The sequence below is a fragment of the Streptacidiphilus sp. MAP5-3 genome (genome assembly GCF_041262505.1).
Lineage (GTDB): Bacteria > Actinomycetota > Actinomycetes > Streptomycetales > Streptomycetaceae > Streptacidiphilus.
In genome coordinates this window covers 19,880-46,245 of record NZ_JBGCCL010000038.1, presented here as the reverse complement: position 1 = coordinate 46,245, position 26,366 = coordinate 19,880, and the positions used below count along the sequence as shown (strand labels likewise).

Annotated in this window: 24 protein-coding genes; 16 read left to right on the top strand and 8 right to left on the bottom strand. The window is 69.4% G+C overall.

Annotated elements, in window-relative coordinates:
• Nucleotides 1-60 precede the first annotated feature (60 nt).
• Nucleotides 61-1,287, top strand: coding sequence for an ROK family protein (locus tag ABH928_RS33460; protein ID WP_370072464.1), 1,227 nt, complete (start codon nt 61-63; stop codon nt 1,285-1,287).
• A gap of 159 nt (nt 1,288-1,446) precedes the next feature.
• On the top strand, nt 1,447-2,055 hold the full coding sequence (locus ABH928_RS33455) for a hypothetical protein (protein ID WP_370072480.1): 609 nt from the start codon (nt 1,447-1,449) through the stop codon (nt 2,053-2,055).
• Between the two features lie 100 nt (nt 2,056-2,155).
• Here the strand turns inward: ABH928_RS33455 and ABH928_RS33450 are convergent, their stop codons facing one another.
• Nucleotides 2,156-3,163: an amidohydrolase family protein gene (locus tag ABH928_RS33450; RefSeq protein WP_370072463.1), complete on the bottom strand. Its 1,008-nt coding sequence runs from the start codon at nt 3,161-3,163 to the stop codon at nt 2,156-2,158.
• 35 nt (nt 3,164-3,198) lie between these two features.
• Nucleotides 3,199-4,398: an amidohydrolase family protein gene (locus ABH928_RS33445; protein ID WP_370072462.1), complete on the bottom strand. Its 1,200-nt coding sequence runs from the start codon at nt 4,396-4,398 to the stop codon at nt 3,199-3,201.
• An 80-nt stretch (nt 4,399-4,478) separates the two neighbouring features.
• On the opposite strand from ABH928_RS33445, the gene ABH928_RS33440 reads away from it, so the two are divergent.
• The 9 genes from ABH928_RS33440 (at nt 4,479) to ABH928_RS33400 (ending at nt 18,071) form a co-directional block, all read left to right on the top strand.
• Complete coding sequence (locus ABH928_RS33440; protein WP_370072461.1) at nt 4,479-4,883, top strand: MarR family winged helix-turn-helix transcriptional regulator; 405 nt, start codon at nt 4,479-4,481, stop codon at nt 4,881-4,883.
• Nucleotides 4,884-5,345: 462 nt separating this feature from the next.
• Nucleotides 5,346-9,902 (top strand): aminotransferase class I/II-fold pyridoxal phosphate-dependent enzyme, encoded by a 4,557-nt coding sequence (locus tag ABH928_RS33435; RefSeq protein WP_370072460.1) that lies wholly within the window; start codon nt 5,346-5,348, stop codon nt 9,900-9,902.
• Nucleotides 9,903-12,008, top strand: a complete 2,106-nt coding sequence (locus ABH928_RS33430) for an MFS transporter (protein ID WP_370072459.1) — start codon at nt 9,903-9,905, stop codon at nt 12,006-12,008.
• A gap of 294 nt (nt 12,009-12,302) precedes the next feature.
• Nucleotides 12,303-13,457, top strand: coding sequence for an ice-binding family protein (locus tag ABH928_RS33425; protein ID WP_370072458.1), 1,155 nt, complete (start codon nt 12,303-12,305; stop codon nt 13,455-13,457).
• Nucleotides 13,458-13,600: 143 nt separating this feature from the next.
• Nucleotides 13,601-14,359, top strand: a complete 759-nt coding sequence (locus tag ABH928_RS33420; RefSeq protein ID WP_370072457.1) for a DUF5819 family protein — start codon at nt 13,601-13,603, stop codon at nt 14,357-14,359.
• Nucleotides 14,349-15,491 (top strand): HTTM domain-containing protein, encoded by a 1,143-nt coding sequence (locus ABH928_RS33415; RefSeq protein WP_370072455.1) that lies wholly within the window; start codon nt 14,349-14,351, stop codon nt 15,489-15,491. The genes ABH928_RS33420 and ABH928_RS33415 overlap by 11 nt, the downstream gene beginning before the upstream one ends.
• Nucleotides 15,492-15,722: 231 nt before the next feature.
• Nucleotides 15,723-16,541 (top strand): phytanoyl-CoA dioxygenase family protein, encoded by an 819-nt coding sequence (locus tag ABH928_RS33410; protein ID WP_370072454.1) that lies wholly within the window; start codon nt 15,723-15,725, stop codon nt 16,539-16,541.
• A complete protein-coding gene (locus tag ABH928_RS33405) occupies nt 16,538-16,825 on the top strand; it encodes a hypothetical protein (protein ID WP_370072453.1) in 288 nt (95 codons plus the stop codon). The genes ABH928_RS33410 and ABH928_RS33405 overlap by 4 nt, the downstream gene beginning before the upstream one ends.
• 508 nt (nt 16,826-17,333) lie before the next feature.
• Nucleotides 17,334-18,071, top strand: a complete 738-nt coding sequence (locus ABH928_RS33400; protein WP_370072452.1) for a class I SAM-dependent methyltransferase — start codon at nt 17,334-17,336, stop codon at nt 18,069-18,071.
• A gap of 125 nt (nt 18,072-18,196) precedes the next feature.
• Here ABH928_RS33400 and ABH928_RS33395 read toward each other — a convergent pair whose 3' ends face one another.
• A complete protein-coding gene (locus ABH928_RS33395; RefSeq protein ID WP_370072451.1) occupies nt 18,197-18,829 on the bottom strand; it encodes a TetR/AcrR family transcriptional regulator in 633 nt (210 codons plus the stop codon).
• Between the two features lie 208 nt (nt 18,830-19,037).
• Between ABH928_RS33395 and ABH928_RS33390 the strand changes: the two genes are divergently transcribed.
• The gene (locus tag ABH928_RS33390; protein WP_370072450.1) at nt 19,038-19,703 is read left to right on the top strand and encodes a nuclear transport factor 2 family protein; all 666 of its coding nucleotides are present in this window, start codon (nt 19,038-19,040) and stop codon (nt 19,701-19,703) included.
• A gap of 162 nt (nt 19,704-19,865) precedes the next feature.
• Here ABH928_RS33390 and ABH928_RS33385 read toward each other — a convergent pair whose 3' ends face one another.
• Nucleotides 19,866-20,528: an alpha/beta family hydrolase gene (locus tag ABH928_RS33385; protein ID WP_370072449.1), complete on the bottom strand. Its 663-nt coding sequence runs from the start codon at nt 20,526-20,528 to the stop codon at nt 19,866-19,868.
• Complete coding sequence (locus tag ABH928_RS33380; protein ID WP_370072448.1) at nt 20,525-21,109, bottom strand: hypothetical protein; 585 nt, start codon at nt 21,107-21,109, stop codon at nt 20,525-20,527. Before ABH928_RS33380 ends, ABH928_RS33385 begins: the two co-directional genes overlap by 4 nt.
• 209 nt (nt 21,110-21,318) lie before the next feature.
• On the opposite strand from ABH928_RS33380, the gene ABH928_RS33375 reads away from it, so the two are divergent.
• On the top strand, nt 21,319-22,239 hold the full coding sequence (locus ABH928_RS33375; protein ID WP_370072447.1) for a LysR family transcriptional regulator: 921 nt from the start codon (nt 21,319-21,321) through the stop codon (nt 22,237-22,239).
• 191 nt (nt 22,240-22,430) lie between these two features.
• Nucleotides 22,431-23,132: a YbhB/YbcL family Raf kinase inhibitor-like protein gene (locus tag ABH928_RS33370; protein WP_370072446.1), complete on the top strand. Its 702-nt coding sequence runs from the start codon at nt 22,431-22,433 to the stop codon at nt 23,130-23,132.
• Between the two features lie 208 nt (nt 23,133-23,340).
• Here ABH928_RS33370 and ABH928_RS33365 read toward each other — a convergent pair whose 3' ends face one another.
• Nucleotides 23,341-23,655, bottom strand: a complete 315-nt coding sequence (locus ABH928_RS33365; protein ID WP_370072444.1) for an antibiotic biosynthesis monooxygenase — start codon at nt 23,653-23,655, stop codon at nt 23,341-23,343.
• A 151-nt stretch (nt 23,656-23,806) separates the two neighbouring features.
• Here ABH928_RS33365 and ABH928_RS33360 point away from each other — a divergent pair, with 151 nt between their 5' ends.
• The gene (locus ABH928_RS33360; RefSeq protein WP_370072443.1) at nt 23,807-23,950 is read left to right on the top strand and encodes a hypothetical protein; all 144 of its coding nucleotides are present in this window, start codon (nt 23,807-23,809) and stop codon (nt 23,948-23,950) included.
• Between the two features lie 57 nt (nt 23,951-24,007).
• Here ABH928_RS33360 and ABH928_RS33355 read toward each other — a convergent pair whose 3' ends face one another.
• Nucleotides 24,008-24,154, bottom strand: coding sequence for a hypothetical protein (locus tag ABH928_RS33355; protein WP_370072442.1), 147 nt, complete (start codon nt 24,152-24,154; stop codon nt 24,008-24,010).
• Nucleotides 24,155-24,308: 154 nt separating this feature from the next.
• Here ABH928_RS33355 and ABH928_RS33350 point away from each other — a divergent pair, with 154 nt between their 5' ends.
• Nucleotides 24,309-24,548, top strand: coding sequence for a hypothetical protein (locus ABH928_RS33350; RefSeq protein WP_370072441.1), 240 nt, complete (start codon nt 24,309-24,311; stop codon nt 24,546-24,548).
• 30 nt (nt 24,549-24,578) lie between these two features.
• Here ABH928_RS33350 and ABH928_RS33345 read toward each other — a convergent pair whose 3' ends face one another.
• Complete coding sequence (locus ABH928_RS33345; RefSeq protein ID WP_370072440.1) at nt 24,579-25,661, bottom strand: phosphodiester glycosidase family protein; 1,083 nt, start codon at nt 25,659-25,661, stop codon at nt 24,579-24,581.
• Nucleotides 25,662-26,366 lie beyond the last annotated feature (705 nt).

Genomic DNA, 26,366 nt, shown 5'->3' with positions numbered 1-26,366 from the left:
ATGGCGAGCGGACGCCCCGCTTGCGGGGGGCACGAACCCGTGCCGACGGGGAGGGCGTTCATGAGCTTCGCCCGTCGGCCCTCCGTGCCCGTGACCGCGCCTCGGGCCCGGGTCACCGACCTGACCGACACCCCCACGCGGGCCGAGATCTTCGCCCGCGTGCTGACCAGCGGGCCGATGTCGCGCACCGCTCTGGCCACGCAGTTGGAGCTGTCCCCCTCCACCGTCACCCGCGTGCTGACCCCACTGATCGAGGAGGGGTACCTGCGCGAGACACCACCCGAGGAGACCACGCTGGGCCGCCCCAAGCGCCTGCTGCACGTCAACACCGAGCGGCACCTGGCCATCGGCATCAAGATCGCGCCGACCCACGTGGCCGCTGTGCTCACCGACATGGCCGCCCAGGTGCTGGCCCGCGCGGTGCGCCCGATCGCCGACCACACGCCGCCCACCGCACTAGGTGCGGCAGCGGAGCTGGTGGCCGAACTGACCGGACAGGTGCCGGGCGCCGCGGAGCGGATGCTCGGACTCGGGGTGGGCGTCAGTGGCCACGTCGACTCCCGGGTCGGGCTGTGCCGCTACTCGGCGCTGCTGGACTGGCGACACGTCGACGTCGCGGGGCCCCTGGTGGCCGCGACCGGCCTGCCGGTGGCCGTCAACAACGACGTCAACGCGCTGGTGGTCGCCGAGCAGTGGTTCGGCGAGGGCCGGGACGTGAACGACTTCGCCGTCGTCACGGTCGGTCCCGGGGTCGGCTGCGGCCTGCTGCTGGGCGGCACGCTCTACGCCGGGGCCAACGGGATGGCCGGCGAGTTCGGCCACCTGCCGCTCGACCCCGACGGCCCGGTCTGCTCCTGCGGGGCGCGCGGGTGCCTGGAGTCGCTGGCCTCCTCCGGCGCGGTCCTGCGCCACCTGCGCGAGCACGGCGGCGGGCAGTGCGCCGACATCGACGCCGCGATGGAGTTGGCGCGGCGCGCCCCGGCCACCGGCGCGGACCCGGCAGAGGACGAGGCGGCACAGGCCGCCAGGGATGCCTTCGCGGCCGCCGGCGAGGCTCTCGGGAGGGGCCTGGCCGGGCTGCTGAACCTGCTCAACCTCGAAAAGGTCATCCTCGCGGGCGAGGGCGTGGCCGCCCACGACCTGTTCGGCCCGGCGATGACAGCCGCCTTGGAAAGGCACGCGTTCTCCAGCGCGGCGCGCGAGTGCATCCTCCAGGTCGACCCGGTCACCGACGACCTGTGGGCGCGCGGAGCGGCCTGCCTGGTCATCCAGGCCACGTTGACCTGACTTTGCGGGAAGGGGTCAGCCAACTCTTGCGCCACGCACCCCCGTCCCCCGGATTCGTTCGTCAGCTGACGTCCCTGCGGTCACTCCTGCGGTCACTACTTACCTGCGGTCCGGTGGCGGCCTGTAACCAACCCAGGATTCCGGCCGCAGGGGCCCGACATCACCGACGACGCTCCTGCGGCCGGCTCCTCGTCCACGCTCCACTTCTCCGTCCGGCAAGGCAGGTTCCCCTCCCGTGACCACCGATCAACTCCAGGCCCCGGGCCCACCCGGCCAGGCCGGCACCACCGTTGTCGCTCCACGCCGCGCACCCAGGGCGCGCGCCGGCAGGCGCGGCTCCATCCTGGAACGCCGCTACGCCCGCCTGGGCTGGGCCTTCACCACCCCGGCCCTGATCGTCGTGGCCGCGGTGACGCTCTTCCCGATCGTCTTCTCGGTGGTGATGAGCCTCAGCAACGTCAACGTGACGGCCGGCTCAAGCACGGTCTCGGCGAGGCGCTGCACACGGCCGCCGCGCAGGACGCGGTCAACGAGACCTACGCACCGGTGGTCTCCGCTGTTGAGCAACTCCTGCGCGCCTGCGGCGACTCCGCGAGCCTACGGCCCGACCTCGACGCCGCCGACGTCCTGCTCCTGATGGGCTTCATGTGGCGCGTCGCCCCGGACGCGGAAGGCCTCGCCCAGGCCGAGCGGCTGATCGAACTGGCGATCGCCGGCCTGCGACCCACGCCGGGCCCGGCCCCCTCGGCATCAGCGGCGGCCGGCTGAGCGCAGCGCGAGCAGTCTGCCGACGGCAGCCCCTCCGATTGCGCCACCGCACTCCCCCGGGAACACAAACCCAAGCACGTCCCGGCTCTCAGACTCTGCGTCATCGTTCCGGAACAGCGCTCGATTCCTTGGCATCACGTCGGTGCGTCCCCAGGAGGCGGTGTGCGTTGCGGGTGGTGCGGCGCCGCCAGGACTGTCCGAAAGGCGGCGCAACCGCGTCCAGTGCCTCGATTGCGCGAAGTACCTGTTCGTAACGGGTCCAGGCGTAGTCACTTCCGTAGAGCAGGTGGTCAGGCCCGGCGACGCTGGTCAAGGCGTTCAGCTGCCGGTCAGTGGGGGTGCCGGCGAGGTCGTAGTAGAAGCGGGCGAGCGCCGGAGCGACAGTTGGGCCGTCGGCGTCGCCGGCGATCGCGCGGAACAGCTCCAGGCGGTCGGCGAGCAGCGGGAGGACGCCTCCGGCGTGCGGGACGATGAAGCGGATGCGCGGGTAGCGCTGCGCTGCGCCGCTGAGGATGAGGTCGACCACGCTGCGGGCCGCGTCGAAGAGGAACTCGATCATCGGGCGTGGATAGCCCAGGGCCAGGGCCTCGTGTCCGGCGCAACTCGTGGGGTGCAGGAACGCTATGGAACCGCGTTGGTCCAGTTCACTGAGCACCGGGCGCATCCGCTTGTCGCCGAGGTAGAGCCCGGCACTGTTGGTCATCAGGATGACGCCGTCGGCGTGCAGGTCCTCGAAGGCGTGCAGGTCCTCGAAGGCGTGCGGGATCTCGGTGAGGGCGCCGTCGATGTCCGGGAGTGGCAGGGACGCGAAGTACCCGAAGCGACCTGGATGTTCCTGGGTGATTCGGGCGCCGGTCTCGTTGACCTCGTGGGCCAGCGCCCGGGCTTCCTTGTCATCGCCGAAGTGGACATCGGGCGAGGAGACCGACAGGATCGCGCGGGCGATGCCCGCTTCGTCCATCAGCGCCAGGCGGGTATTCGCGTCCCACTGCGGCCAGTAGGCCTCCGGCATGCCGTCAGGCTCCCGCCGGCCGCGGGCTTTCGCGGCGCGAATGTACCTGTCGGTGGTGAAGTGGGCGTGGACGTCGATCAGTTCGTCGCCGTGCATCTCGCACCTCCGTCGTTTCGGGTGGTGACAGCTGTTCAGGCCCGCGCGGACTCGACGGCCAGGGGGACGCCTTGGCGCCAGACGGCACGGACCGAGAGTGTGTCGCCCATGTCCGCGGTGGGATCCCCGTCGACGAGCAGCAGATCGGCGCGCTTTCCCGGTTCGATGCGGCCGCGGTCGGGCAGGTCGAAGTGCTCGGCGGCAAGGGCCGTCGCGGCGCGCAAGGTCTGGAGCGGGGTGAGGCCCGCGCGGACCAGGAGACGGAGTTCGCCGTGCAGGCTGGCGCCGTGCGCCGTGCCGGGGGCACCCAGGTGCGCCGCGTCGGTGCCGGCCAGGACGTCGACGCCCGCCGCGTGGAGCGCCGCCACGGAGGCGAGCGCGTACTGGAAGTTGTGCTGCGGGAGGGTGTGCCAGGTCTCGGCGAGGCTCTCCAGCCACACCTGGGGCACCTTCGGCCGCACGCGTGGATCTGCGGCCAGTTCGGCCGATGCGCCCTGCCCGGTGATCGAGGCCAGGACGCTGAGCGTCGGGATGACGAAGACACCGGCCTCGGCGATGCGCGCGATGATCTGCGGGGTGTACGGGGCGTCGACGAACAGGTGGGTGAGCCCGTCCACGCCCGCATCGACGGCCCGTCGGGTGGCGTCGAGGGTGAGCGCATGGGCGAGGACCTTGAGTCCGTTGGCGTGCGCCTCCCGGACGGCGGCGAGCAGGACGTCCTGCGCGAGGACCGGCACACGGGCCCCCAGGACGTGCCCGTCCTCGATCATGACCTTGAGGTAGTCGGCCCCCTCGGCGACCCGGTCCGCGACAAAGCCGGGTACCTCGGCGACGGACGAGGCAGTGGGCCAAACGCCGTCAAGCCCCTTGCGCAACTGGTGCGGATGGCCGCCTTCCGGCGTGAGACCGACGGACGCGCTGCGCACGTCGGCCAAGTCGAGTGAACCGGCCGTCGTGCGGCGCAGCGGGATCATTGTCTCGGGCATCGAGGTCAGGTCCAGCTCGGTCGTGACGCCGAACGTCAACGCCTGGCGCAGGGCGGCCTCGTCGCTGTGGGTGTGTGCGTCGATCAGGCCCGGCAGCAGCGTCGCCCCCCTCGCGTCCACCACCTCGGCGCCCGACCTGCCGGGTCCCCCGACGGCCGTGATCACCCCGTCCGCGACATGCACGTCCACCGGCCCCAGCCGCCGCTCACCGTTGAAGACCTGCGCGCCGGCGATGACGAACTCGCTCATGCTGACCACACCTTCATCCATGGGTTCGTATATACGAGTTAGGATATATGAGTTGGTGGATGCTGGATAGGATCGTGGACGTGGATGACGAAATGATCGAGATCGCGGTGCTGCTGCGGCGCGCCCAACTGCGCAAGCAGACCAGCTGTGAGGCGGAACTCGCCCAGTGGGAGATGACGCTGCCGCAGTGGGGCATGCTCAACGCGGTCGCCGCGCAACCCGACTCGTCCACCCATGCGCTCGCACTGCTGACCGGGCAGTCCGACCAGTCCGCAGGGGCCGCGGTTGCGCGACTGGAGCACCGGGGGCTGGTCGAGCGGCGCAGCGGCCATGGAAAGGCCATCCTGCACCGGACCACTGCGGAAGGCATGCAGATGTTGGGGCTGTGCGACCGCGCTGTGGCGCAGACCATGCGCACGGCCCTGTCCGGCTTCAACGGGGACGAGGTCCGCGAGCTGCGCGACCTGCTTGAGCGGCTGGCCTGACGAGCCGCCCGATGGGCGATACGGCCACCGCCGTGCGGGCAGGTCACCAGACGGTCCTTCAGCGTTCTGCCGAAGTGCTCTCGAGGACCTGACCGATCAGTGGGACGCCCGGGGCGGTGCTCGAAGTGGCGCCGGCGGTGGTTGGTTCTGGCGTGCCCTCCTGCTCAGGGTGTTGTCTACTGAAGTGGAGGCTGCCTCTCATCCGATCACTGCAGGAGATCGCTGACGTGTGCGGTCGTGCCCTCGCCGGACGCCAGGACACGGTCGCCACAGCTGACTGGGCCGAGACACCCCCGGACGAGAGCCTTAGCGGCCCGATCGCCGCCTGCTGAGACACCGCTGCCTGCCACGGACTGCGAAAGCCCCCAGGGGCGCAGGCCCGGGTTCGCCGTTGCTGCACTTCCTACCACCGTGCTCCGCGCGCCGATGGTCCGCGCGTGGACGCGAAGGAGGACGGTTTGCATGGCACGACTGCGGCTCCTGGTAGCCGGTTACCTGGTCTGCGTCGCCGTGGCCACGGTCTGCTATCTGCTGGAACCAGGCTGGCACACGGTGACCTGGGCGGTCATCGGGTTCAGCGGCGTGGCCGCGATCCTGGTGGGGATTCGGCTTAATCGGCCCTCGCACCGACTGCCCTGGTTCCTGCTGGCCGGCGCGAACTTCGCCTTCACCGCCGGTGACACGACGTACAACGTCCTGCGGAGCGTGACCGGTGAGCCGAATCCGTTCCCTTCGCTCGCCGACGCGTTCTACCTCACCACGTATCCGCTGTTCGCCGCCGGGTTGTTCCTGTTCATCCGCTACCGCGCGGTCGATCAACGCGACTGGGGCAGCCTGCTGGACGCGCTGACCCTCACCTCCGGTCTGGCGCTGCTGTCGTGGATCTATCTGATCCAACCCAACACGCAGGCGTCCGGAACGACGTGGCTGGCCAAGGCGATCTCGATCGCCTACCCGCTGGGTGACGTGCTGATGCTGGCGATGCTCGCTCGGCTGCTCGTGGCCGGCAGTACCCGCACGCGTGCCGTCCAACTGCTCACCATCGGCACCGTCGGGATCCTGTTCTCCGATGTCCTGTACGGGTGGTACCAGGTCAACGGCGCCTGGCAGGTGGGCACGCCGATGGATCTGGGCTGGGTGGTGTTCTACACGGCTTGGGGACTCTCGGCGCTGGCCCCCTCCATGGTGGGTCTGACCGAACCGGTGCCTCACCGGGGAGCGGGGATCGCCGGTCGTCGGCTCGGCCTGCTCGCACTGGCCTCGCTGATCGCGCCCGGCATGCTGCTGTACGAGGCCGGCCGGGGGTCCGTCCGCGACGCGGGCGTCATCGCGGTCTTCTCCGCCGTCCTGTTCCTCCTGGTGCTCGCCCGGTTGTCGGGCATGGTCTCCTCCCATCGACGGGCGGTGCTGCGTGAGCGGGCGCTGCGCGTGTCGGCTGCCTCCCTGGTGGCGGCGGTCAGCGTGGAGGAGATCGCGGGCCTGGTCCGGGTTGCGGCAGGGACGTTGCTGTGGCCGGACTCACGGCACGAGGCCCTGTTGGCGCTCGGGGACGCCGCGGGGCTACGGCCGGTGCGCGGCACGCAGACCCCGCCCCCGCGGTGGCGGATCACGCGGGTGCAACTGCTGGCCGGCGACTGGCTGCGGTCGTTGCAGGACGGCAGGTCGCAGTTGGTGGGTGTGGACGAGTTGGCGAGTGGCGCGGGTGGCGTGGCCGGCGTCGGGGGCGATCCGCCGACCGCTTTGGTGTGCCCCTTGATCCTCGAGGAACGTCCCACGGGTGAAGCGCTCTTCGGCGCCCTGGTCGTTGCCGGCCCGCAGCGGCAACTCGAGGAGTTCCGAAGCATCCTGGAGACCCTCGCCTCGCAGGTCGCCCTGGCCGTGGAACGGATCCGTCTGTCCAAGGAGATCGTCCGCCGCGACAGCGAGGCGTACTTCCGGGCGCTGATCCACAATGCCTCCGACGTGATCCTGATCCTCGACGACGACAACACCGTGCGCTACGCCAGTCCGTCGGCCGAGGCGATGTTCGGCCCCGGGCCCTCGAACGAGGTCAGGAGGCTCGCCGACCTGGTCCACCCCGACGATGCCGCCCGCGCGGCCGGCGCACTGGCACGGATGAGGGAGAGCAACCGGGAGCAGGAGCTACGCGAGGACTGGCAGTTCCTGCGACAGGACCACAGCCGGGTCGAGATGGAGGTCAGGTGCAGCAACCTGCGGCACGACCGCACCGTGCGCGGACTGGTCCTGACCCTGCGGGACGTGACCGACCAACGGAAGCTCGAACGCGAACTGACCCACCGGGCCTTCCACGACTCGCTGACCGGCCTGCCCAACCGGATCCTGCTGCTGAACCGGATCGAGCACGCACTCGCACCCCGAGGCCGGGGGCGGGACCGCGGCCTGGTCAGCGCGCTGTTCATCGATCTGGACGACTTCAAGGTCGTCAACGACACGCTGGGCCACACCGTCGGCGACCAACTCCTCGCCGCCGCCGCGCGACGGCTCACCGGCACGTTGCGGGCAGGGGACATGGCGGCGCGGCTGGGCGGTGACGAGTTCGCGGTGCTCATCGAGGGCGTCGACGCGCCCGCGGACGTGGACGAGGTCGCCGACCACATCGTGGCCGCCCTCGCCCAGCCGTTCCGGATCCACGGCGAGACCATCAGCGTGTCGGCGAGCGTGGGAATCGCCACAGCACTGGACAGCTCCGACGGGGAGGAACTGCTGGGCCACGCGGACCTGGCCCTCTACGCCGCCAAGGCGGGCGGCAAACGGCAGTGGCGGCGTTACCAGCCGACCCTCCACAGCGGCATGGTCGAGCGTCAGGAACTGCGGGCCAGTCTCGACAACGCGATCGCCGAAGAGGAGTTCACGCTGCTCCACCAGCCCATCGTGGAGATGGCCAGCGGCGCGATCACCGGCTTCGAGGCGCTGGCCAGGTGGCCCCACGCGAGGCTGGGCCTGGTGCTGCCCGAGCACTTCATCGCGCTGGCCGAGGAGACCGGACAGATCATGCCGCTCGGCGCCTGGATCCTGGAGCGAGCCACCGCCGATGCAGCGCACTGGCAGCACGCGGTGCCCCGGCCGGTCCCGCTGGACATCAACGTGAACGTGTCGGCGCGACAGTTCCGCGACCCCCGGTTCGTGGGCGAGGTACGCCACGCCCTGGACCGGTCGGGCCTGGCTCCCGGCTCCCTGGTGCTGGAACTGACCGAGACGGTGCTGATGCGTCAGAGCGACCAGGTCCGGGCCGACATGAGGACACTGAAGGGCCTGGGCGTGCGGATCGCCATCGATGACTTCGGTACCGGCTTCTCGTCGCTCGGCTACCTGCGGGACTACCCCATCGACCTCCTCAAGGTCGACAAGTCGTTCGTCGACGGTTTGCTCGTCGACGAGCAGCAGGTCGCGCTGGTGGAGGGCATCATCCAGATCGCCAGGACGCTGGGTATGAAGGTGATCGCCGAAGGCATCGAGGACGCCAGGCAGCAGGCCAGGCTGGCAGACATGGGCTGCGAGTTCGGACAGGGCTTCCTGTTCTCGCCACCAGTGAGTGCGGAGGTCGGCGAGCACCTGCTACGGCAGCAGAGCGAGAGCCGCCCCATGGCGACCGCCGCAGCATCGGGAGACCGCTCGGCCGGCCCGAAAGCGACGGGGGGACCGCGGGACGCGCACCCGGCAGGTCGAGGGCCGGCCCGTCCAGACCCGATCTCAGGTCGCCCGCCCAGTGCGGTCGTCAGGCCCTCTCACGCGAAGAAGGAACAGGACATGTCCGATCTGCCGAAGCCGGTGGGCCTGCTGCGCCGTGACACACGCTGGGGCGACCTGGAACGTCTGCGCCAGAGCAGCCCCATGTGCGACGCCGTCATCGACGAGGTACGCGGCCGCCAGATCAGGGTCGGCGACCACTGGCTCACCGACTTCGCCTCGTGCAACTACCTCGGCTTCGACCTGGACCCCGAGATCATGGACTCGATCGATCCCTTGGTCCGACGCTGGGGCACCCACCCGAGCTGGTCCCGACTGCTCGGCAGCCCCCGGCTCTACCCGCAGATCGAGGAAAGGCTGACCGACCTGCTCGGCGCGCCGGACACCCTGGTACTCCCGACCATCACCCTGATCCACGCGTCCGTGATTCCCGCGATCGCCGGCGTCGGCAGCATCTTCGTCGACTCGGCCGCCCACCGGACCGTCTACGACGGCTGCATGATCGCCCGCGGTCAGGGCGCGACGGTACACCGGTGCCACGTGGACGACCTGGACGACCTCGAATCACGGCTGCGCTCGGCTCCGGCCGCACACAGCCGCCTGGTGTGCATCGACGGAGCCAACAGCATGTCAGGCAACCTCCCCGACCTGCCCCTACTCGCCCGTCTGTGCCGCCTCAACGACGCGCTGCTCTACGTCGACGACGCGCACGGCTTCGGCATCATCGGCGAACGCACCCCCGACGAGCCGTGCCCGTACGGTAGCCGGGGCAACAGCATCGTCCGTTACTTCGACGAAGCCTACGACGGAATCATCCTGGTGGGCGGGTTCTCCAAGGCCTACTCGTCGCTGCTCGCCTTCATCGCTCTGCCCACCTGGCTCAAGGACCATCTCAAGGTCGCCGCCGCCCCCTACCTGTACTCAGGTCCCTCGCCCACGGCCTCACTCGCCACCACCCTCGCGGGTTTCGACGTCAACGCCGACCGGGGCGATGCACTGCGCGCCGACATCTGGCGCATGTCCGCCTCCGTTCTGGACCACCTGGCCGCGCTCGGTGTCCGCACCCCGAACACCAGCGGACTGCCCATCATCGAGATCCCCCTGCGTGACAGCGCCGATCTGGAGGCGGTCGCCTCCTTCCTGTGGGACCGGGGCGCCTACGTGACCCTCGCGGCCTACCCACTGGTTCCGCACGACCGGGTCGGGTTCCGGATACAGATCACAGCCGCCAACACCGACGAGGAGGTCGAGCGTCTCAACGCGACCCTGACAGCGCTGGTCGAGCGGTTCGAGCTGCAACCGCGGGTCTGAGTGCGCACCGTCGACGAGACCGGCCGCATCCGACGGGTGCAGCTCCTGGCACCGCTGGCCCATCGTGACTTCCGGATCCTGTGGCTCGGCATGAGCACCTCGCTGCTCGGCGACGGCGTGCTCCTGGTCGCGCTCGCCTGGCAGGCGTACACGTTGACCGGTTCGCCGAGCGGGATGTCGGCGGTGGGTGTGGCCCTGGCCGTCCCTCAACTCGCCCTTGTGCTCCTGGGCGGTGTCGCCAGCGACCGGCTGGACCGGCGGGCGGTCATGGTCGCCAGCGACCTGGTTCGCGGTGCGTGCCTGACCGTGCTGGCCGCGCTCGCGGTCACCGGAGAACTGCGCCTGTGGCAGCTGATCGCGGTGGCCGCGGTGTACGGGGGCGCCAGCGGGTTCTTCCCGCCCGCCTTCGAGGCGATCGTGCCCAGCCTGGTGCCTGCAGACCAGTTGGTCGAGGCCAATGCTCTCGACCAGTTCGTGCGCACCGCGACGCTGCAGATCGGCGGGACGGCTGTCGGAGGCCTGCTCATCGCCGTCGCGGGTACCGGCGGCGCCTTCGCTTTCGACGCACTGACCTTCGCCGTCTCGATCGGTTGCGTGCTGCGGATCCGGCCGTTGCCGCCTCCCGCGTCGGAACGGAAGCCGTCGATGTGGGCGGACTTCCGCGCCGGCGTCGGCTACGTCCGCTCCCAGACCTGGCTCTGGGGGACCCTGGTCTCCGCGGCGCTGGCGTACCTGCTCTTCTTCGGCCCCACCGAAGTCCTGCTGCCGTACGTGGTCAAGCAGTTGCTGCACGGCTCCGCGACGGAGCTCGGAGTGGTGCTGGCCTGCGGCGGCGCGACCGCTGTCCTGACCGCCCTGCTCATCGGGCAGACCGGCCTGCCCCGCCGCTTCATCACCTTCATGTACGGCACCTGGACCATAGCCACCCTCGCGGTGGCCGGTTACGGCCTGGCCACCGACACCTGGCAACTCGCCCTGGCCTGCGCGGTCGTCAACGGCTTCGAGACCGCCGGGATCATCGCCTGGGGCACCGCCAAGCAGCGACTGGTACCGGCCCGGCTCCTGGGCCGGGTCTCCGGCGTCGACTGGTTCGTCTCGATCTCCCTCGTGCCACTGTCCTACGCGCTCACCGCGCCTGTCGCCGAAGCCATCGGCGCCCGCCGGACGCTCGTCGGCGCGGGCGCCATCGGCTCCGCGCTCACCCTGGCCTTCCTCTTCCTGCCAGGCATGCGCGCCGTGGAACGCGACCCGAACCCGCACAACCCGCACGCCCCGGGCTGCCCGCAGGCGGACCCCACAACAACGGCAGGAGGCACACCCGTGAACCCGACCCTGAACCACCCGCGCGGGCCGCTACGCAACGACGACGTGGACTGGGACCTGTGGCCGGTGCAGGACTACCTCGCCGAGAACTACCGCGAGCTGCACGCCTGCGACGCCCAGGTCATACGGCACCACTCGGCCTTCTACCGGCGGCTGGCCCCCGGCTCCGTCAGCCGGTCCCTGGAGTTCGGAGCCGGCCCCAACCTCTACCCCCTGATGCTCGCCGCCGGAGCCAGCCGCCGCATCAACGCCGTCGAGTCGAGCGCTGCAGGCGTGGACTACCTGACCCGGCAGCTCATCGGCGGCCCCGACCCGAGCTGGCAGACGTTCTACACCCTGTGCCGCGAGCTGCAACCAGCCCTGCCCACCACCCTGGTTGAGGCACTGTCACGGGTCCACAGCCTGCACGGCGACATCCGGGACGTCCCCGAGGGAACCTACGACCTCGCCTCCATGAACTTCGTGGCCGAGAGCGTCACCGAGGACATCGAGGAGTTCACCACGCTCTGCCGCACCTTCATCCGCGCCGTGCGGCCTGGCGGCCTCCTGGTCGCCGCGTTCATGGAGAACATGCCGCGTTACCGCATCGGTTCGGGGCCGGCCTGGCCGGGTTGCCCCATCGACGCGGACGCCGTCCGCAGCGTGTTCCAACCGCACACCGACCAGCTCCACGTCACCCGCATCGACACCGACCCCACACTGCCGGACTACGGCGACACCGGCATGGTGCTGCTCCATGCGACCCGCGCTGCACACCGCCCGGAACCATGCCGATCTGCCTGATGCGGACGCCGCGTCAGGAAGATCATTTCGGTGGGCGACCTTCAATCACATCACTGTGATTTTATGGTAATTCTTTTTCGCATGTGCCAATTCTTTACCCAACTTCACCGGGATGACTCGTGTCCTAACGTCGCGTGCCGGACTCCGGCAGTCCACTCTCTTGCTAAGCGATCGCCGAACAGGGCCTCAGGACCTGTTGGTTCCTACCGACGGCTCCGCATCGGAAGCCTTCTCGGCTCGATTGTGTAGAGCACCAACTGCCCGTCATGTGTTTCTACGAGAGATTGGGCTTAGATGACACTGAACATCTCTGGTTCGCCTTACTGGCGGACATTGTCCGGTTGGATCGCGGCGGTGGTACTGACCGCCGGCGCCGCCGTGGCATTGACGCCGGCGCGGGCACACGCCCTCGCGTCACCTGTTCCCCTGGGCACGGCGAGCAGTTTCGCGGTACTGGGCGGCCAGTCGGTCAGCAATACCGGCTCTTCCGTGATCACCGGAGATCTCGGGGTGAGTCCCGGCACTGCAATCAGCGGATTCCCTCCCGGTACGGTGAACGGAACCATCCACCCCGCGGACGCGGTCGCCCTTCAGGCCCAGACTGACCTGACCACGGCCTACAACGATGCCGCCAGCCAGGCCAAGGACGCCACCCTCACCTCGCCTGGAGACCTCGGCGGTCTGACGCTGGACCCGGGCGTCTACAACGCCTCCTCCTCGATCGGACTCACCGGAACGCTCACTCTGGACGCACATGGAAACTCCAACGCCGTCTGGGTGTTCCAAGTCGGATCGACCTTGACGACGGCGTCCGCCAGCCACGTGCGCCTGATCGACGGCGCTTCACCCTGCAACGTCTTCTGGCAGATCGGAAGTTCGGCCACTCTCGGCACCAACTCCACCTTCGTGGGCAACATCCTGGCCCTCACGTCGATCACCGTGACCACGGGGACGAGCATCGACGGTCGGGCTCTGGCCCAGAACGGGTCCGTGACGCTGGACACCAACCACATCACCCGCGAGACCTGTGCCGGCGGCACCACGGGCGGCACGACCGGCGGGAACACCGGCGGAACGACCGGCGGAACCACGGGCGGGACCACCGGTGGTACGACGGGCGGCACGACCGGCGGGAACACCGGCGGCACCACGGGCGGCAACACCGGTGGAACGACCGGCGGCAACACCGGCGGCAACACCGGTGGAACGACCGGCGGGAACACCGGCGGCAACACCGGTGGAACGACCGGCGGGAACACCGGCGGCAACACCGGTGGAACGACCGGCGGCAACACCGGTGGTACGACCGGCGGGAACACCGGCGGCACAACCGGCGGAACCACCGGCGGCACGACAGGTGGCACGACCGGTGGGGGCGGCTGCCCGCCCGTTCCGTGCCCGCCGGTCCCGTGTCCGCCGGTCCCGTGCCCGCCGCCTCCGTGCCCGTGACCATGACCATCACCGCCGGGTGGTCGCCCGCTCGGTGAAGTGACCTCAAGCGGCACACGGCGATCTGCGTGTGCCGCTTGAGGCCCGGTACCCAACAGGCATTCGAAGTTCGCAGCGGTCTGTCTGCGAGGGGAGCAACGAGGATGGGAACGACTGGGCGCGGTACTGCGTCTGGCGCCGTTGGGCCGCAGGATGCGGAAGACCCGTGCTGCGGGCCGGTCCACGACGCGGTCACTGAAAGCACCGGGCCGCAGATGCGGCCCTCTCCTGGGGAATCCAGCGTGCCCCCGGGATTTTCCGACCTGCCGCGCCCGATGCGGACAGGCCTGGGTATCGCTGCGGTTGTTTGTCTGGTGGTGGCTTTCGTCCACGTGCTGATGGTGTTTCTGTACGTCGCCCCTTCGAACGAGGTGTCGCAGCGCTACAGTCCGCAGATCAACGCCTGGATCTATCCGCTGTTCGAGCAGAACTGGCGGCTCTTCGCCCCGGATCCGCAATCGGTCACCGAGCAGATCTCCGCGAGAACCTTCCACGTTTCCACCAGCGGAACCCGCCAGGTCAGTGACTGGTTCGACCTGACCGCCGTCGACGATTCCGCCATCACCCACAACGTCTTCCCGAGCCACACCTCCCAGAACATGCTGCGCCGCGCCTGGGACGCCTATGTGGCCTCGCACGGAAACGATGACCAGCCGAACTCGGAACGCGCCCTGATGCTGCAGAAATACCTGCGCAACATCGCGGTGGATCGCGTTTCCGCCCACCGGAACGGCACATTCGAGCAGATCGAGTTGCGGGTGATCACACGGCCGATCTCCGCCGCATCCGGCGGCCCCGGTCCGAACACAGCGGCTCAGATCAGGTACCTGCCCTGGTGGAAGGTGACATCCGATGGAAACTGAGCAGGCACCACGCCTGGCCCCCACATCACGCCACACGACCCCGCGAGCCGCGGGCGCACCGGCTCAGCGGCTGCTCGATCGCCTCGGATCGCTGCGCACCCTCGTGACCGAGAAGCCGGTCTCCCTCTACGCGGCGGCCGTGCTCCGCATCGGGTACGGGATGCTCTACCTCGCGCTCCTGCTGCGGGAGTTCCCGCACCGCAACGAAATCTGGGGGCCCGGTTCGCCCTGGACGCCCGCGCTGGCCACCGAGCTGTTTCACCAGACCGGCTGGGCCAGCATCCTGACCCTGTCCGACAGTCGGGCGTACTTCGAGGCCTGCTACGCGCTGGCTCTGGTCACCTCCGCTCTGTTCATGCTCGGCTGGCGCACCCGGGCGGTGTCCGTCCTGTTCGCGGTCGTGGTCGCCTCCTTCCACGCGCGGGCCATCTTCATGACGGACGGAGGAGACAACCTCATCGTGCTGATGGCCCTGTATTTGCCGTTCACCGCGTGTGGCCGACGCTGGTCCCTCGACGCGCGCAGGACCCGGAACCGAGCCGCCACGGGCAGGACCCTGCGATCGGCAGGAAACCTCGCAGGGCACGACGTGCTGAGCCAACTCCGGTACTCACGGCAGTTCTTGACCACGGTGCTGCACAACTGCGGCATGTTCGTCATCGCGGCCCAAGTCTGCTTCCTCTACGGATCCGCAGGGCTGTACAAGGTACAGGGCGGCCTCTGGGGGAACGGAACCGCCCTCCACTACGTCCTGAACCTGGATCTGTTCCGGCCATGGCCCGCGCTGTCGCTCCTGGTGGACAGCCATCCGATGATGATCGCCGTCGCGAGCTACATGACCGTGCTGCTGCAAGTAGCGTTCCCGTTCGTCCTGTTCGGCAGGCTCAAGTACCCCGTGCTCGCCTTGCTCTTGTGTATGCACGTGGGCATCGCGGTGCTCCTGGGACTCCCGATCTTCTCCGGAGCAATGATCATCGCGGATGCCGTGTTCCTACCCGACCGCTTCTGGACGCGCTTGGGAGAGGCGTGTCGGCGCATCCTGCCGCGAACAACCGGCAACGGCAACAGACCAGGGACGATGCCCAGGGCAGAGGTTTCACTCGTGCCGCCGCAGACCGGATCGGCCGGCTGAAGGATCAGCCCACTGGACGACCGTCCGCTTCCTGACCGCGGCGGTGGCCTCGCTGGGCGCACCTCGCGAGGCCACCAGTGCCCGGCGCAGCAGGGCGGAGAGCATGGGTGTCTCGATGGCTGCGTCCTAGAATCGTCCAGCTGGATCGCCGCATGCTCCATGGTGAAAAACTACCAGTACGTGGTGACTACATCCCACGACATCGGAGTTTGTCGCACCTACGGTTGCCGCATGACAACCAGTCAACACCTGCTGACCTCTGTCCAGGTGGCACGTTTCGCAGCGCAGGGATATCTGCGCATGGACGCGGTCGTGCCGCCGGAGATGAACGCTCGGGCGATCGAGGTCCTGAATGCCGGGATCCCCGGAGTGCCCTACGGCACCCCGCTGTCAACGGCGTTCCCCGAAGGGTCATTCGCCCGCAGCCTGGTCGAACTGCCCCCGGTTGCTGGGGCCTTGCGCAGCCTGGTCGGCCCTGAGCCGACCGTCGACCACCACGCCGTCCACGTCCGCGAGCCGCAGGGGGGCGAAGCCCAACCGCTGCACGGCGACGCCATCATCGACGTGCGTCCCGACGCCTTCGACGTCCAACTCATGTACTACCCCCATGAGGTGACCGCCGACATGGGCGGAACCCTGACCGTGCCGGGCAGTCATCTGCGCCGCACCAACGAGAGCGACACCGGGCGCTACCAGAACCTGCGCGGCCAGACCCGGCTGACCTGTCCCGCAGGCACAGTGGTCCTGCTGCACCACGGCCTGTGGCACGGAGGACGCCGCAACGACAGCGACACCCGCCGGTACATGTTCAAGATCCGGTTCAATCCGACCGTGCCACAGGTTCGGCTGTGGAACACCGACGACCTCGCCGACCCGGCCGTCGCAGCTGAACTCAGCGCCTTGTTGCCCTGGTACGAGGGGGCCGCCGGACGCCTGGAAATCTACAACCGGGTCCGCCTGTGGCGCGCCCTGACCGGCGACGCAACCTTCGACATCGACCACTGGGTCACCCGCGTGACCAACCGTCCGTCACTCGGGAGCAACGCATGAGACAGCAGGTCCTGGCCCTCTACCTGGGCACCTCCGCGCTGGACGCACGGGTCGTCGGCTGGTCGCTCTACGACGGCACCGGACGGACCCGGCCCACGACCGGGGACAGCGACGAACCGCCGTACGAGACCGGACTCGACGCTCTGCTGGACGGCTGGCGACTCCTCCAGGCAGCTCAACTCATCCCCCCGTACCCCGGGCATGAGTACGACACCTCGTTCCTCAAGCACGAGTTCCTCTTCGAGAAGCTCGACGACGACTCACAGGCCCGTACGGCCCGCTGAGCCACGCCGAGACGGCAGGACTGCTCGACCCGCTCAACTGAGCGTCCGACAGGTCCTGGCGGCCGATCCTGACAGCCGGGACCGTGCGGTCGGTCCGGGCGTCAGGGGTCGGTCCGCGCGTCAGTAGGGAAGCGGACGGCCCGACGGGGTCCGCAGATCGAGCGGGGGCTGCGGGCGCTTCGGCGCAGGTCGTCTGACCACTCGGATACCCGTCATCTCCCTCACCTCCCAGGTCACCTGAGGTCGTGCAGGGCTTGTGCCCAGATCGCCGCGCTTCAACCGTCGACCGAACCGCGCACCGTCGTCCCACCGACACTCCGGACGCTTCCGACGCTTCCGACGATCTCACCAGCCATCAGCAGCGAACCCGACGACCGCACCACCCAGCGGCCACGGCATGTTTGTGGCTTCCGCCGATGCGACGCTCCGCTGACGAACGGAAGACTTCCCGCCAAACGTCTCGGCCTGCCCCGAAGGCCGAGGCCATGGACGAGGGGGAACAAGAAGAATGAGCAGTCAGCTGTACGACGGGATCGGCGAGGCGTTCGAGGGCTTCAAGACGCTCCCCCTCACCCGCTACGGGGAGGTGCCGGGCTTCCTGGCTCTCGTCGGCGACGTGACGGGCAGGTCGATCCTCGATCTGGCCTCGGGAACCGGCTTCTACAGCCGGGAGTTCAAGCGACGCGGCGCATCCCGGGTGCTCGGCGTGGACATCTCCGGCGAGATGGTCTCCGCTGCCCGGAAGTTCGAGGAGAGCGAGCCGCTGGGCGTGCAGTACGAGGTCGGCGACGTGGGCGAGTTGCGCGCCTTCGAGAAGCCCTTCGACATCGCGGTGGCGGTCCAGCTGTTCAACTACGCCGAGGACGTAGCGACCATCGAGCGCATGTGTCGCAACATCCGCCGCAGCCTGGTGGACGGAGCCGAGTTCTTCATCTTCACCCAGGCCCCGGACTACCGCTTCGGGTCGTCCCTGGCCAAGTACGGCTTCCTCTGCGAACGGGACGGGGAGGAGAGCGAGATCGGCCCGCGCGTGAAGATCACCGCACTGCTCGACCCGCCGATCTCGTTCCTCGCGAACCCGCCCTCCCGCGAGGTCTTCGAAACGTGCCTGCAGGCAGCCGGATTCAGCAACCTCACCTGGGTCCCGCTGGAGATCACCGCGGCCGGGGTACGCGAGTTCGGCGAGGAGTTCTGGGAGGAGTACACCGCCAACCCCCCGCTGACGATGCTGCGTTGCCGCGCCTGAGGTCCTGACGTCCTGACGTCCTGACGTCCTGACGTCCTGACGTCCTGACCGAGATGATCGAGCAAGCCGGAGCGGCACGGGCCAGGAGTCAGGGCTCGCCGCGCCGGCTGTCTCCTGGGCGGGGGTCAGCCGGCGTTCGGGGAACCGCGGAACGCCCCGGCCAACATGGAGACCAGCCACTGCTCGGTCTGCTCCGCGGGCTCGGCGGCCAGTTCGGCGCCGACGGGCGCCAGCGCGAGCCAGTTCAGCAGGCCTGCCGCGCATCGGATGCGGAAGTCCAACTCCTGTGCGCCGACGCCAGGCAGGGTCGCTGAGAGCTGCCGGGCGATGTCCCGCCGGGACTGCTGGAACTTCGCAGTGAGCCGATCCCAGCTCTCAGGGGGATCGATCCCGACGCGCGCCACCGTCCGCATGACCGCCAGGTCCCGCCCCCCGGCCGCCAGCGCGCGCATCATCGGCCCGGCGAACGCCGCGGCCAGCTCCTCGACGCCCGACGCGCTGTCGAGCGAGGCGACCGCGTCGATCTGCGCGTCCAGATACTGCTCCAGCGCGTGCTCTATCGCCGCATCGCACAGCGCCTTCAGCGACCCGAAGTGGTAGCTCACCGCAGCGACGTTGGCTCCGGCGTGGTCGGTGATCTCGCGGAGGGTCACCCCCTCCTGTCCGCGCTGCGCGAGCAACTCCACCGCAGCGGCCAGCAGGCGATCCCGCGTCCGCTGGCCGGCCTCACGGCGTTGATCTGTCCGTTCTGTCGCCATGGACAGAATTCAAACAGTTGCTTGATTTTGAGTCAAGCAGCGTCAGGCGGCACCCCCGGCCCAGCGCATCCCAGAGCACGGCGCCCGCAAGTCACTTAATCAAGCATTGGATTGACAACTCTGGTCGCCCTCCATACAGTTCAAGCAATCGATTGATTTGTAGAGCGCGCGATCCCGCATCCCGGGATCCCACCTGGAGGAGTACGACATGAAGTCGCTGGGATGGAAGACGATCATCGCCACCACCGCGGTCGCGAGCCTGGGCAGCCTCGCCATCGCCGTCGCGCCTTCGCAGGCCGCGAGCCCCGTCGGCGGAAGCAGCACGCACGCCGGCACCACCAGCAGCAGCTCGCAGGCATCCGCGGCCCTGAGCCCGAGCCGGCTGGCGGCGCTGCCGCTGACGAACCGCCACCTGACGGGGCATGAGGTAGCCAATCTCGCCGTCGTGCTGGGCGCGTACCACGACGCGGAGGGCAAGAGCCTGGACGTCAACGCGTTCATCAACAGCTTCACCAAGGACGGCGTCTTCAACGACGTGGTCGCCGGCAAGACCTACCAGGGCCAGGCGCTCGGTGACGTGCTGACCGGCATGGCCGCGATCTTCCCCGACGTCCACCGTGACCTGAAGAGCATCACCGTGAGCGGCGACGTGGTCAGCCTCGAACTCGCCATCCAGGGCACGTTCGAGGGGCCGCTGCAGACCCCGGCGGGCACCCTCAAGCCGAACGGCGCGCGGATCGACGCGCCGACGGCCGACTTCTGGTACCTGCACGACGGCAAGATCACGAAGTTCGACTGCTTCGTCGGCTACTCGGACATGTACAACCAGATGGGCGTGAACTTCGACTGGGCCGGGGCGGTCGCCAAGGGCTGAGTCGGCGCTGAGTCAGGAACGTCCGGCCGTGGGCCGGGAAGGCACGGCGACCCCGCTCCGGACGAGTCCGAGCGGGGTCGCCGCCGTGCGGGTTGCGCGGGCGTACGTCGGCCTGGCCGTCGCGAAAGTCGACGCCTTCTTCACGAAGCACCTGTGACCTGCTCAGGTCCGGGCCAGCTGCCGCTCGATCCAGCGCAGTGTCTCGTCGGTGATCAGGCGCATCGTGGCCGGTCGCGAACTGCTGCCGGGTACGTCAAAGGTGTGGTTCGCGGCGGGGATCTCGACGAGTTCGAGGTCGGACGGCAGGGCCGGGAACTGGTCGGGGCGACCGAAGGGGTCGCGCTCGCCCTGGAGGATGAGGGTGGGTCGGCCGGTGGCGAGCAGTTCCGCGGGGCTGCCGGGTCCCAGCAGCGGGTAGGCGAGGGCGAGTACGGCGTGTGCGCCGAACTGTTCGGCGGTGCGGCACGCCACTTGTGATCCGGCGCTGCGGCCGCCGGAGATCACCGGGACGCCCAGGTCCGCCGCCATCGGCCACACGGCCTTCCACGCGGCGTCGGGCGAGGCCTCGTCAGAACCGGTGCGCGTGCGGTTCATCCGGTACGGCTGGGTGATCAGGGCGACGCTGATCCCGTGGCCAGGCAGGACGGCGGCGAGTGCCTGCAGGTCTGCTGCCTCCACTCCGGTGGCCGTGCCGTGCCCGAGCAGAGCCACGGCGCGCACCGGGCGCGGTGCGCGGTGCCAGGTGATTCCCGCCGTGCCGACGGGGGTGGGCACGAGGTCCATCGCCGGTCCGGTTGCCGCCCGGCGGTTCGCTGGGTTGCTCATGGCGCTGCTTCCTTCTGGGCGGCGATGAAGTCGGCGATGGATCGGGCCGCCGCGTGGTGGCCGGGGACGATGTGGCCGCCGGGGTGTTCGACGATCAGCGGGTCGGCGAACCGGTCGGCCAGGCGCAGCGAGTCCTTGCGGGGCACGATCACGTCACCGCGGCCGATCACGTGTGCGGAGGGGGTGGTGAGCTTGTGCCGTAGCAGGTCCGCGTGTTGCGGCCGGTCGCTGGTGAATCCGCCGACCATGACGGCGAAATCGAAGCGGAATTCGGGCGGGGCGCTCCCGCTCTCCTGGACCGCGGTGAGCAGTCCGGCCAGGGCAGCGCCTTGGCTGAAGCCGAAGATCCCGTCGAACCGGGGTCCGGCGCAGACCAGGTCGACGACCCAGTCACGGGTGCGCTCCCAGCCGTCGAAGCCCTCATGCCACCAGCCGAAGTCCCCGGTGGCCAGAGAGGGTGCGTTCACGTGGACGAACTCGATGCTTGCGGGCAGCGAGCGGGTGAGCGGTTCCATCTGGTCGCGCAGGATCGCTCCGCTGCCGTGGTAACCGTGCAAGCACAGGACGCGCGAGTCGGACATGGTTCACCGCCGATTGATCGCAGTGGGCAAAGTGGGTGAGGTGGGTGAAGTGCGCGAAGTGGAGTCGCGCCGTTCGGAGCCGGCCCAGCGCGAGGAGGGGTCGGAGTAGAGCTCGCCCGCCACCGCTCCGGTGGCGTGGCTTTTATCCTCCTGCGACCCCGATCCATATGTCCAACAAATAGAAGTTCTCAGAGTGATAGATTTTGTGCATGGCAATTTCCCTGCGCCAACTCGAGTACTTCGTCACCGTCGTCGACGAGGGCTCCTTCACCCGCGCGGCCGAACTGCTCTGCGTGAGCCAGCCGGGCCTGTCCCACCAGATCCAAGCCCTGGAGCGTGAACTCGGCGGCCCGCTGCTCGAACGCCTGCCGCGCAAGGTCCGCCTCACCCCGGCCGGCCGCACCGCCCTGCCGCACGCCCGGGCCAGCCTGGCCCACGCGCAGCGCGCCTCCAGCGCCGCGCGCCGGGCCTCCGGAGTGGAGACCGGCGAACTGCACGTAGGCACCCTCTACTCGATCAGCACCGGAGTCCTGCCCGGCGCACTGCGCACCTGGCGGCGCAGCTACCCCGAACTCCAGGTCCACCTCGTCGAGTTCCCCCACGCCGACGAACTGGTCGCGGCCATGGAGGCGGGCCAGGCCGATGTCGCGGTCGGCCCCACCCCGCCCGGCTGGGAGGGACCCTGCCGGATAATCGGCGACGAGGAGTTCGTCGTCGCCGCCGCCCCCGGCCAGCTCCCCTACCCCGACGGCGCACGCGTCCCGTTCTCCGACCTCGCCGAAGAGGAATGGGTGCACTACACCGCGCGCAGCGGCCTGTCCGACATCCTCAACCGGGCCTGCGAACAGGCCGGCTTCACCCCCAAGCTCTCCGTGCGCACCGAACAGAGCCCGTCCGCACTCAGCCTGGCCCACGCCGGAATCGGCCTCGCCCTGCTGCCCGGCAACATCGTCCCCCCGCACTTCGACGGCATCCTCCTGCGCCCCGACCCGCCCGTGCTGCGCCCGCTCGCGGTCTACACCCGGGTACGCCCGGACCCGATCACCGCGGCGTTCGTCTCCGCGATCTCCGTCGAGACCCTGGTCACCCCGACCCACATCACCGAACGACTCGGAGCGCTGCCGGCGTAGCGGTCCTGCACCGGGCGTCACCTTGTCCATGCATTCAAGTTATGGAGAGCATTCAATCCACTTGTTGGACATATGACATGGAGTCAGGAACGATCCTTCTCAAGCCGCAGACGCGGGCAAAGTCGACCAAGTTGATGGCGTTGGCCCCGTCAGCTGACGGCCCTTGCGCATCCTTGGGAAGGAACACACCAATGAAGGTCAGCAAGCTGAGGGTGGCTCTCATCACCGCGGCACTCGGGATCGGCGCGGGCACCGCCTACTACGCCAGTGCGGGCAGCGCCGCGGCCAGCAGCACCTCCGCCTCGGCCCAGGCCGAGACGCAGGCTCAGGCTCAGACCCAGGAGCACTCGCACCACCACAGCCTTCCGAACCCGTACGAGTTCCTGCCGAAGGTGCCGTCCTTCAAGGTGGTCAGCGCCACTGTGCGCAACAGGCACCCGCTCCCGCTCGCGCAGCTCTCGGGGGTCTTCGGAGTGCCCGGCGGAAAGGACGTCTCCCCGGAACTGTCCTGGTCCGGCTTCCCCAAGACCACCAAGAGCTTCGTGGTCTCGATGTACGACCCGGAGGCGCCGACCGGAAGCGGCTTCTGGCACTGGATCGTGGAGGACATCCCGGCCACCGCCACCTCCCTGCCGCAGAATGCGGGCGCGCTGGCCTCCACCACCCTGCCGGCCGGAGCGATCCAGCTCGACGGGGACGCGGGCATGGCCCGCTACATCGGCGGCGCCCCGCCCGCAGGCTCCGGCATCCACGACTACTACATCACCGTCACCGCCCTGAACGAGTCCAGCACCGGACTCGGCGCAACCACCAGCGGTGCCCTGTTCACCTTCGAGATCGACAGCCACACCGTCGCCCGCGCCACGATCGTGTGCCCCACCGCCATCAAGTGACATACCGTCAAGTCGCCACTCGGGGGGCCGGACTTACCGGCCCTCCCCTCTAGGCCCGCCGCAGTTCGAGCACGGGAATGGTGCGGACCCCCGCCGCCTGGCGCGCGTACTCCGCGAAGCCCGGGTAACGCCGGGCCTGCTCGATCCAACCCGCCCGCTCTTGCGGAGCTCGTCCGCGAGGGCGCCCCCTCTGTCGCGCATGTCGTTACTACTGGCCCTCCGGCTCTGCGGTGATCCACTCAGCCACCACTTCGAAGACCGCGAACTCGGGTGCGGCGTCGATCTCGTGGAAGAGGCGAGGCGCCGCCGTCCCTTCGGACGACGCTCGCTCAGCGTCCATAGCGGCCCTGTCCCGCCAGAGGGTCTGCACACGCCAGGATCCATCCGGGCCGCGCAGTAGCTCGGTCTGGATCAGGCCGTCGGGTAGCGGCCGGGCGAGCACCCGGCGGTAGGCGGCGATCAGGCGATCTTCGTGTTCAGCGGCGACCTTCGCGTTGACCTCGGCCAGTACCCACCCGGTCATGATCAACCCCTTGCCGACGATTCCGCGATGAGCGCTTCTCTGTCGTCACGCTAAGCCCCGCGCGCCCAACCTGCCCGACGCGCGCGGCGCTGTGCCGCAGCACCCGGCAACGACATCCCGGCGCAACACGGACGGCGTACCGTCCGCCGGCATGGACGACACCGAGCCCGAAGCCCTCGCGGATCTCGATGCGGAGATCGTCAGCGAGCACGTCGCCGAAACCGAGACCAGCCGTGGGGAGCCCGCGTCGGTGTGGGACGAAGCCGCCATCGCCCGCCGCACTCAGGGCGTGTGACCGCCCCCGATGCACATGGGGTCTGCATCGGGGGCGTCTTCTCGTCCTGGTCGCGGCCTACGGCCACTCGTCGGTGAGCGCGTCGAGATCGCCGAACTCGTCGTCGAAGACAGGCTGCGTTCCGTCCGGGCCGTCCAGATCATCGAACAGGTCGAGATCGTCGTCAGCCTCGGGGTTCGGCGGGGTGGTCCCGTTCTGCTTCATGGCGCACTCCTTCGCTCGGTGGATCGGGTGCGTGCTCAGCTCAACAGCAGCGGAAGCCCGTGGCGCTCTGTCGCGTCCGTTCGGGTGGGCACGGACCGTGACCAGCGTGCGCAGCGCGGATGCCGCCGGTCCCCGGCTGGGGCAGGTTGGGGCCATGACCGATGAAACGCCCTTCACCGAGCACCATCACGCGCACGTCGTCGTGCACCCGCTCGTCACGCAGGGTGCTCCGCGTCCGTTCCGCCGCGTCGACATCCTCGGGACCCACGTCGGCGACGCGTACAGCCTGGGCGATGTGGCGGAGTTCTGTCGCCGCGCCGGCCTGTACGAGCTCGATCTCGAGTCGAGGAGCATGGTCGAGTGGCAGGGTGGCGGCCCCGACGTCTGGGAGTAGGGCCGCCACGGACCGACCTGCGCGCGCGGCCTACGGCTTCCGGCTTTGGGCACGGGCGTAGACAGCAACGAAGTCGCGGCTCGAGGGCTGGTAGTAACGGTCGGCCGGGCGAACGAAGTTGACCAGATTGTGCGGGGTCGGGTCCGCGGTGTCGTGGGTTCCGTCGTAGGAGATGAAGGAGGGCCAGCTGAGGTTGATGTCGAGCATCATGGCCGTGACGGCTCCCGCGCGCTGGAGCAGCACCGCGAGTGTCTGCACGGACAGGACCCTGCCGCCGACGTAGACGATGTCGCCGTTCTTGTCGATTCCCACTCCGGAGCGTGGCACGAACGGCATGCCCTGGTCGGTGAACCCCCACGTCGCCGTGCCGCCGTCGTAGACCTGCTGCGTGACCTGTCCGTGGGCGACCAGTGGCACCAGGCACTGCCGGACTCCGACCACGTCGGGCGTCATCCGCACGTCCTGCCCCCACACTCCGACCCGCAGTGAGCCGTCCTTGTAGAAGACCTCGGACGCGGCGCCGTCGCGCAGGGACCCCACGGTCTGGCCGTTGAGGAGGAACCCGCCGTGCGAGTCGCCGTTGGACACCTTGAAGCCGCCGTTGAACGTGGCGACCAGGCCGCTGCGCTGCCCGGGCGGCACTGTGTCGGGTACGGCCCATTGTCCGCCCGGTTCCTGGAAACCGGGGTGGAGCGCGAAGGAGAGGGCGCTCTGCTTCATCCACACCACGCCCACGGGGAACGAGGTGTACTGGGTGTCCGGTCGCATCGTGGCGCTCTGCACCACGCTTCGGCCGTTGACCTCGACCAGTGTGCTGAAGTCCCCCTCGCCCAGCAACGGTGGGTCGACAAGCGGTCGGACCGGTGGGTGCAGGGCGATCGCCGACTTGCCTGCCAGCGCCTGCTGCTGTTGCGCGGCGCGCATCCGTGCCAGCGCGTCCGGTGGAACGGTTCCGCCGACCTTCGGCGGCGTGTACGTCTGCACTTCGAGCCAGTTGATCGCCCAGTTCAACCCGTGTCCCCTGCCCCACTCGGCCAGGCGGGCCGCCGTGCTGTCCGTGCCCGGCGCGGCGAGCGCGCCGTACACGGAGTAGCCGACCCACAGGGCGCACACCAGGACCACCGCGAGCGCTGACCGCCAGACGCGCCGCCATATCCGCCTTCTGCGGGTGAGCGGACGGCGCGATATGGAGCGGCCGGGTATCCACCGGGACCATGGCGAACGTCGTGGCGGAGGCAGCGGGCCGCGGCTCACCCCCTCGTCGTCGAGGTTGGACACGCTCGTACCGTCTTGCTCCTGCATGGCGCTTCGACTCCCCTGCCTCGAACGATGTCCCTTCGGACGCCCGGTCGCCGGCCACCGGCACCTCCGCCGAACCCATGCAACCTGCCCCTGCACCGCCACGCCACTCGGGCTGCACGGGCGCGGGCGGACAGTGGCCGGGGCTGCGAATTGATCGCGGTCGGCTCCCGAACCCGGCGCCCGCCCGGCAAGTGACGCCTCGACGGCGCGAGGGTGCGCCGCCGGTAGGAGCGCGCCCGTGGGAACCCGCCGCGCAAGGGGGCGCACAGCTCCCCCTACTGTCAGCGTCCGGTGGGCGCGGCCCCGGGTGAGGACGGGACCGTCGCGGGCTCAGCAAGGCAGGGCCGAGCCGGCAGGGGCCGCAGCGGCCCGATTTCGCCCGCATCCCCACGGAGGACCCGCGCACCGCCCAGGCCTGACGGCGGTCGGATGCGGCCGGCCCGGCCCCGGACGACGGTTGCTCCGATCGGCGTTCCTGCTTGGCGCGCGCACGTGAAGGCAGGGCAGGCTGGTGCC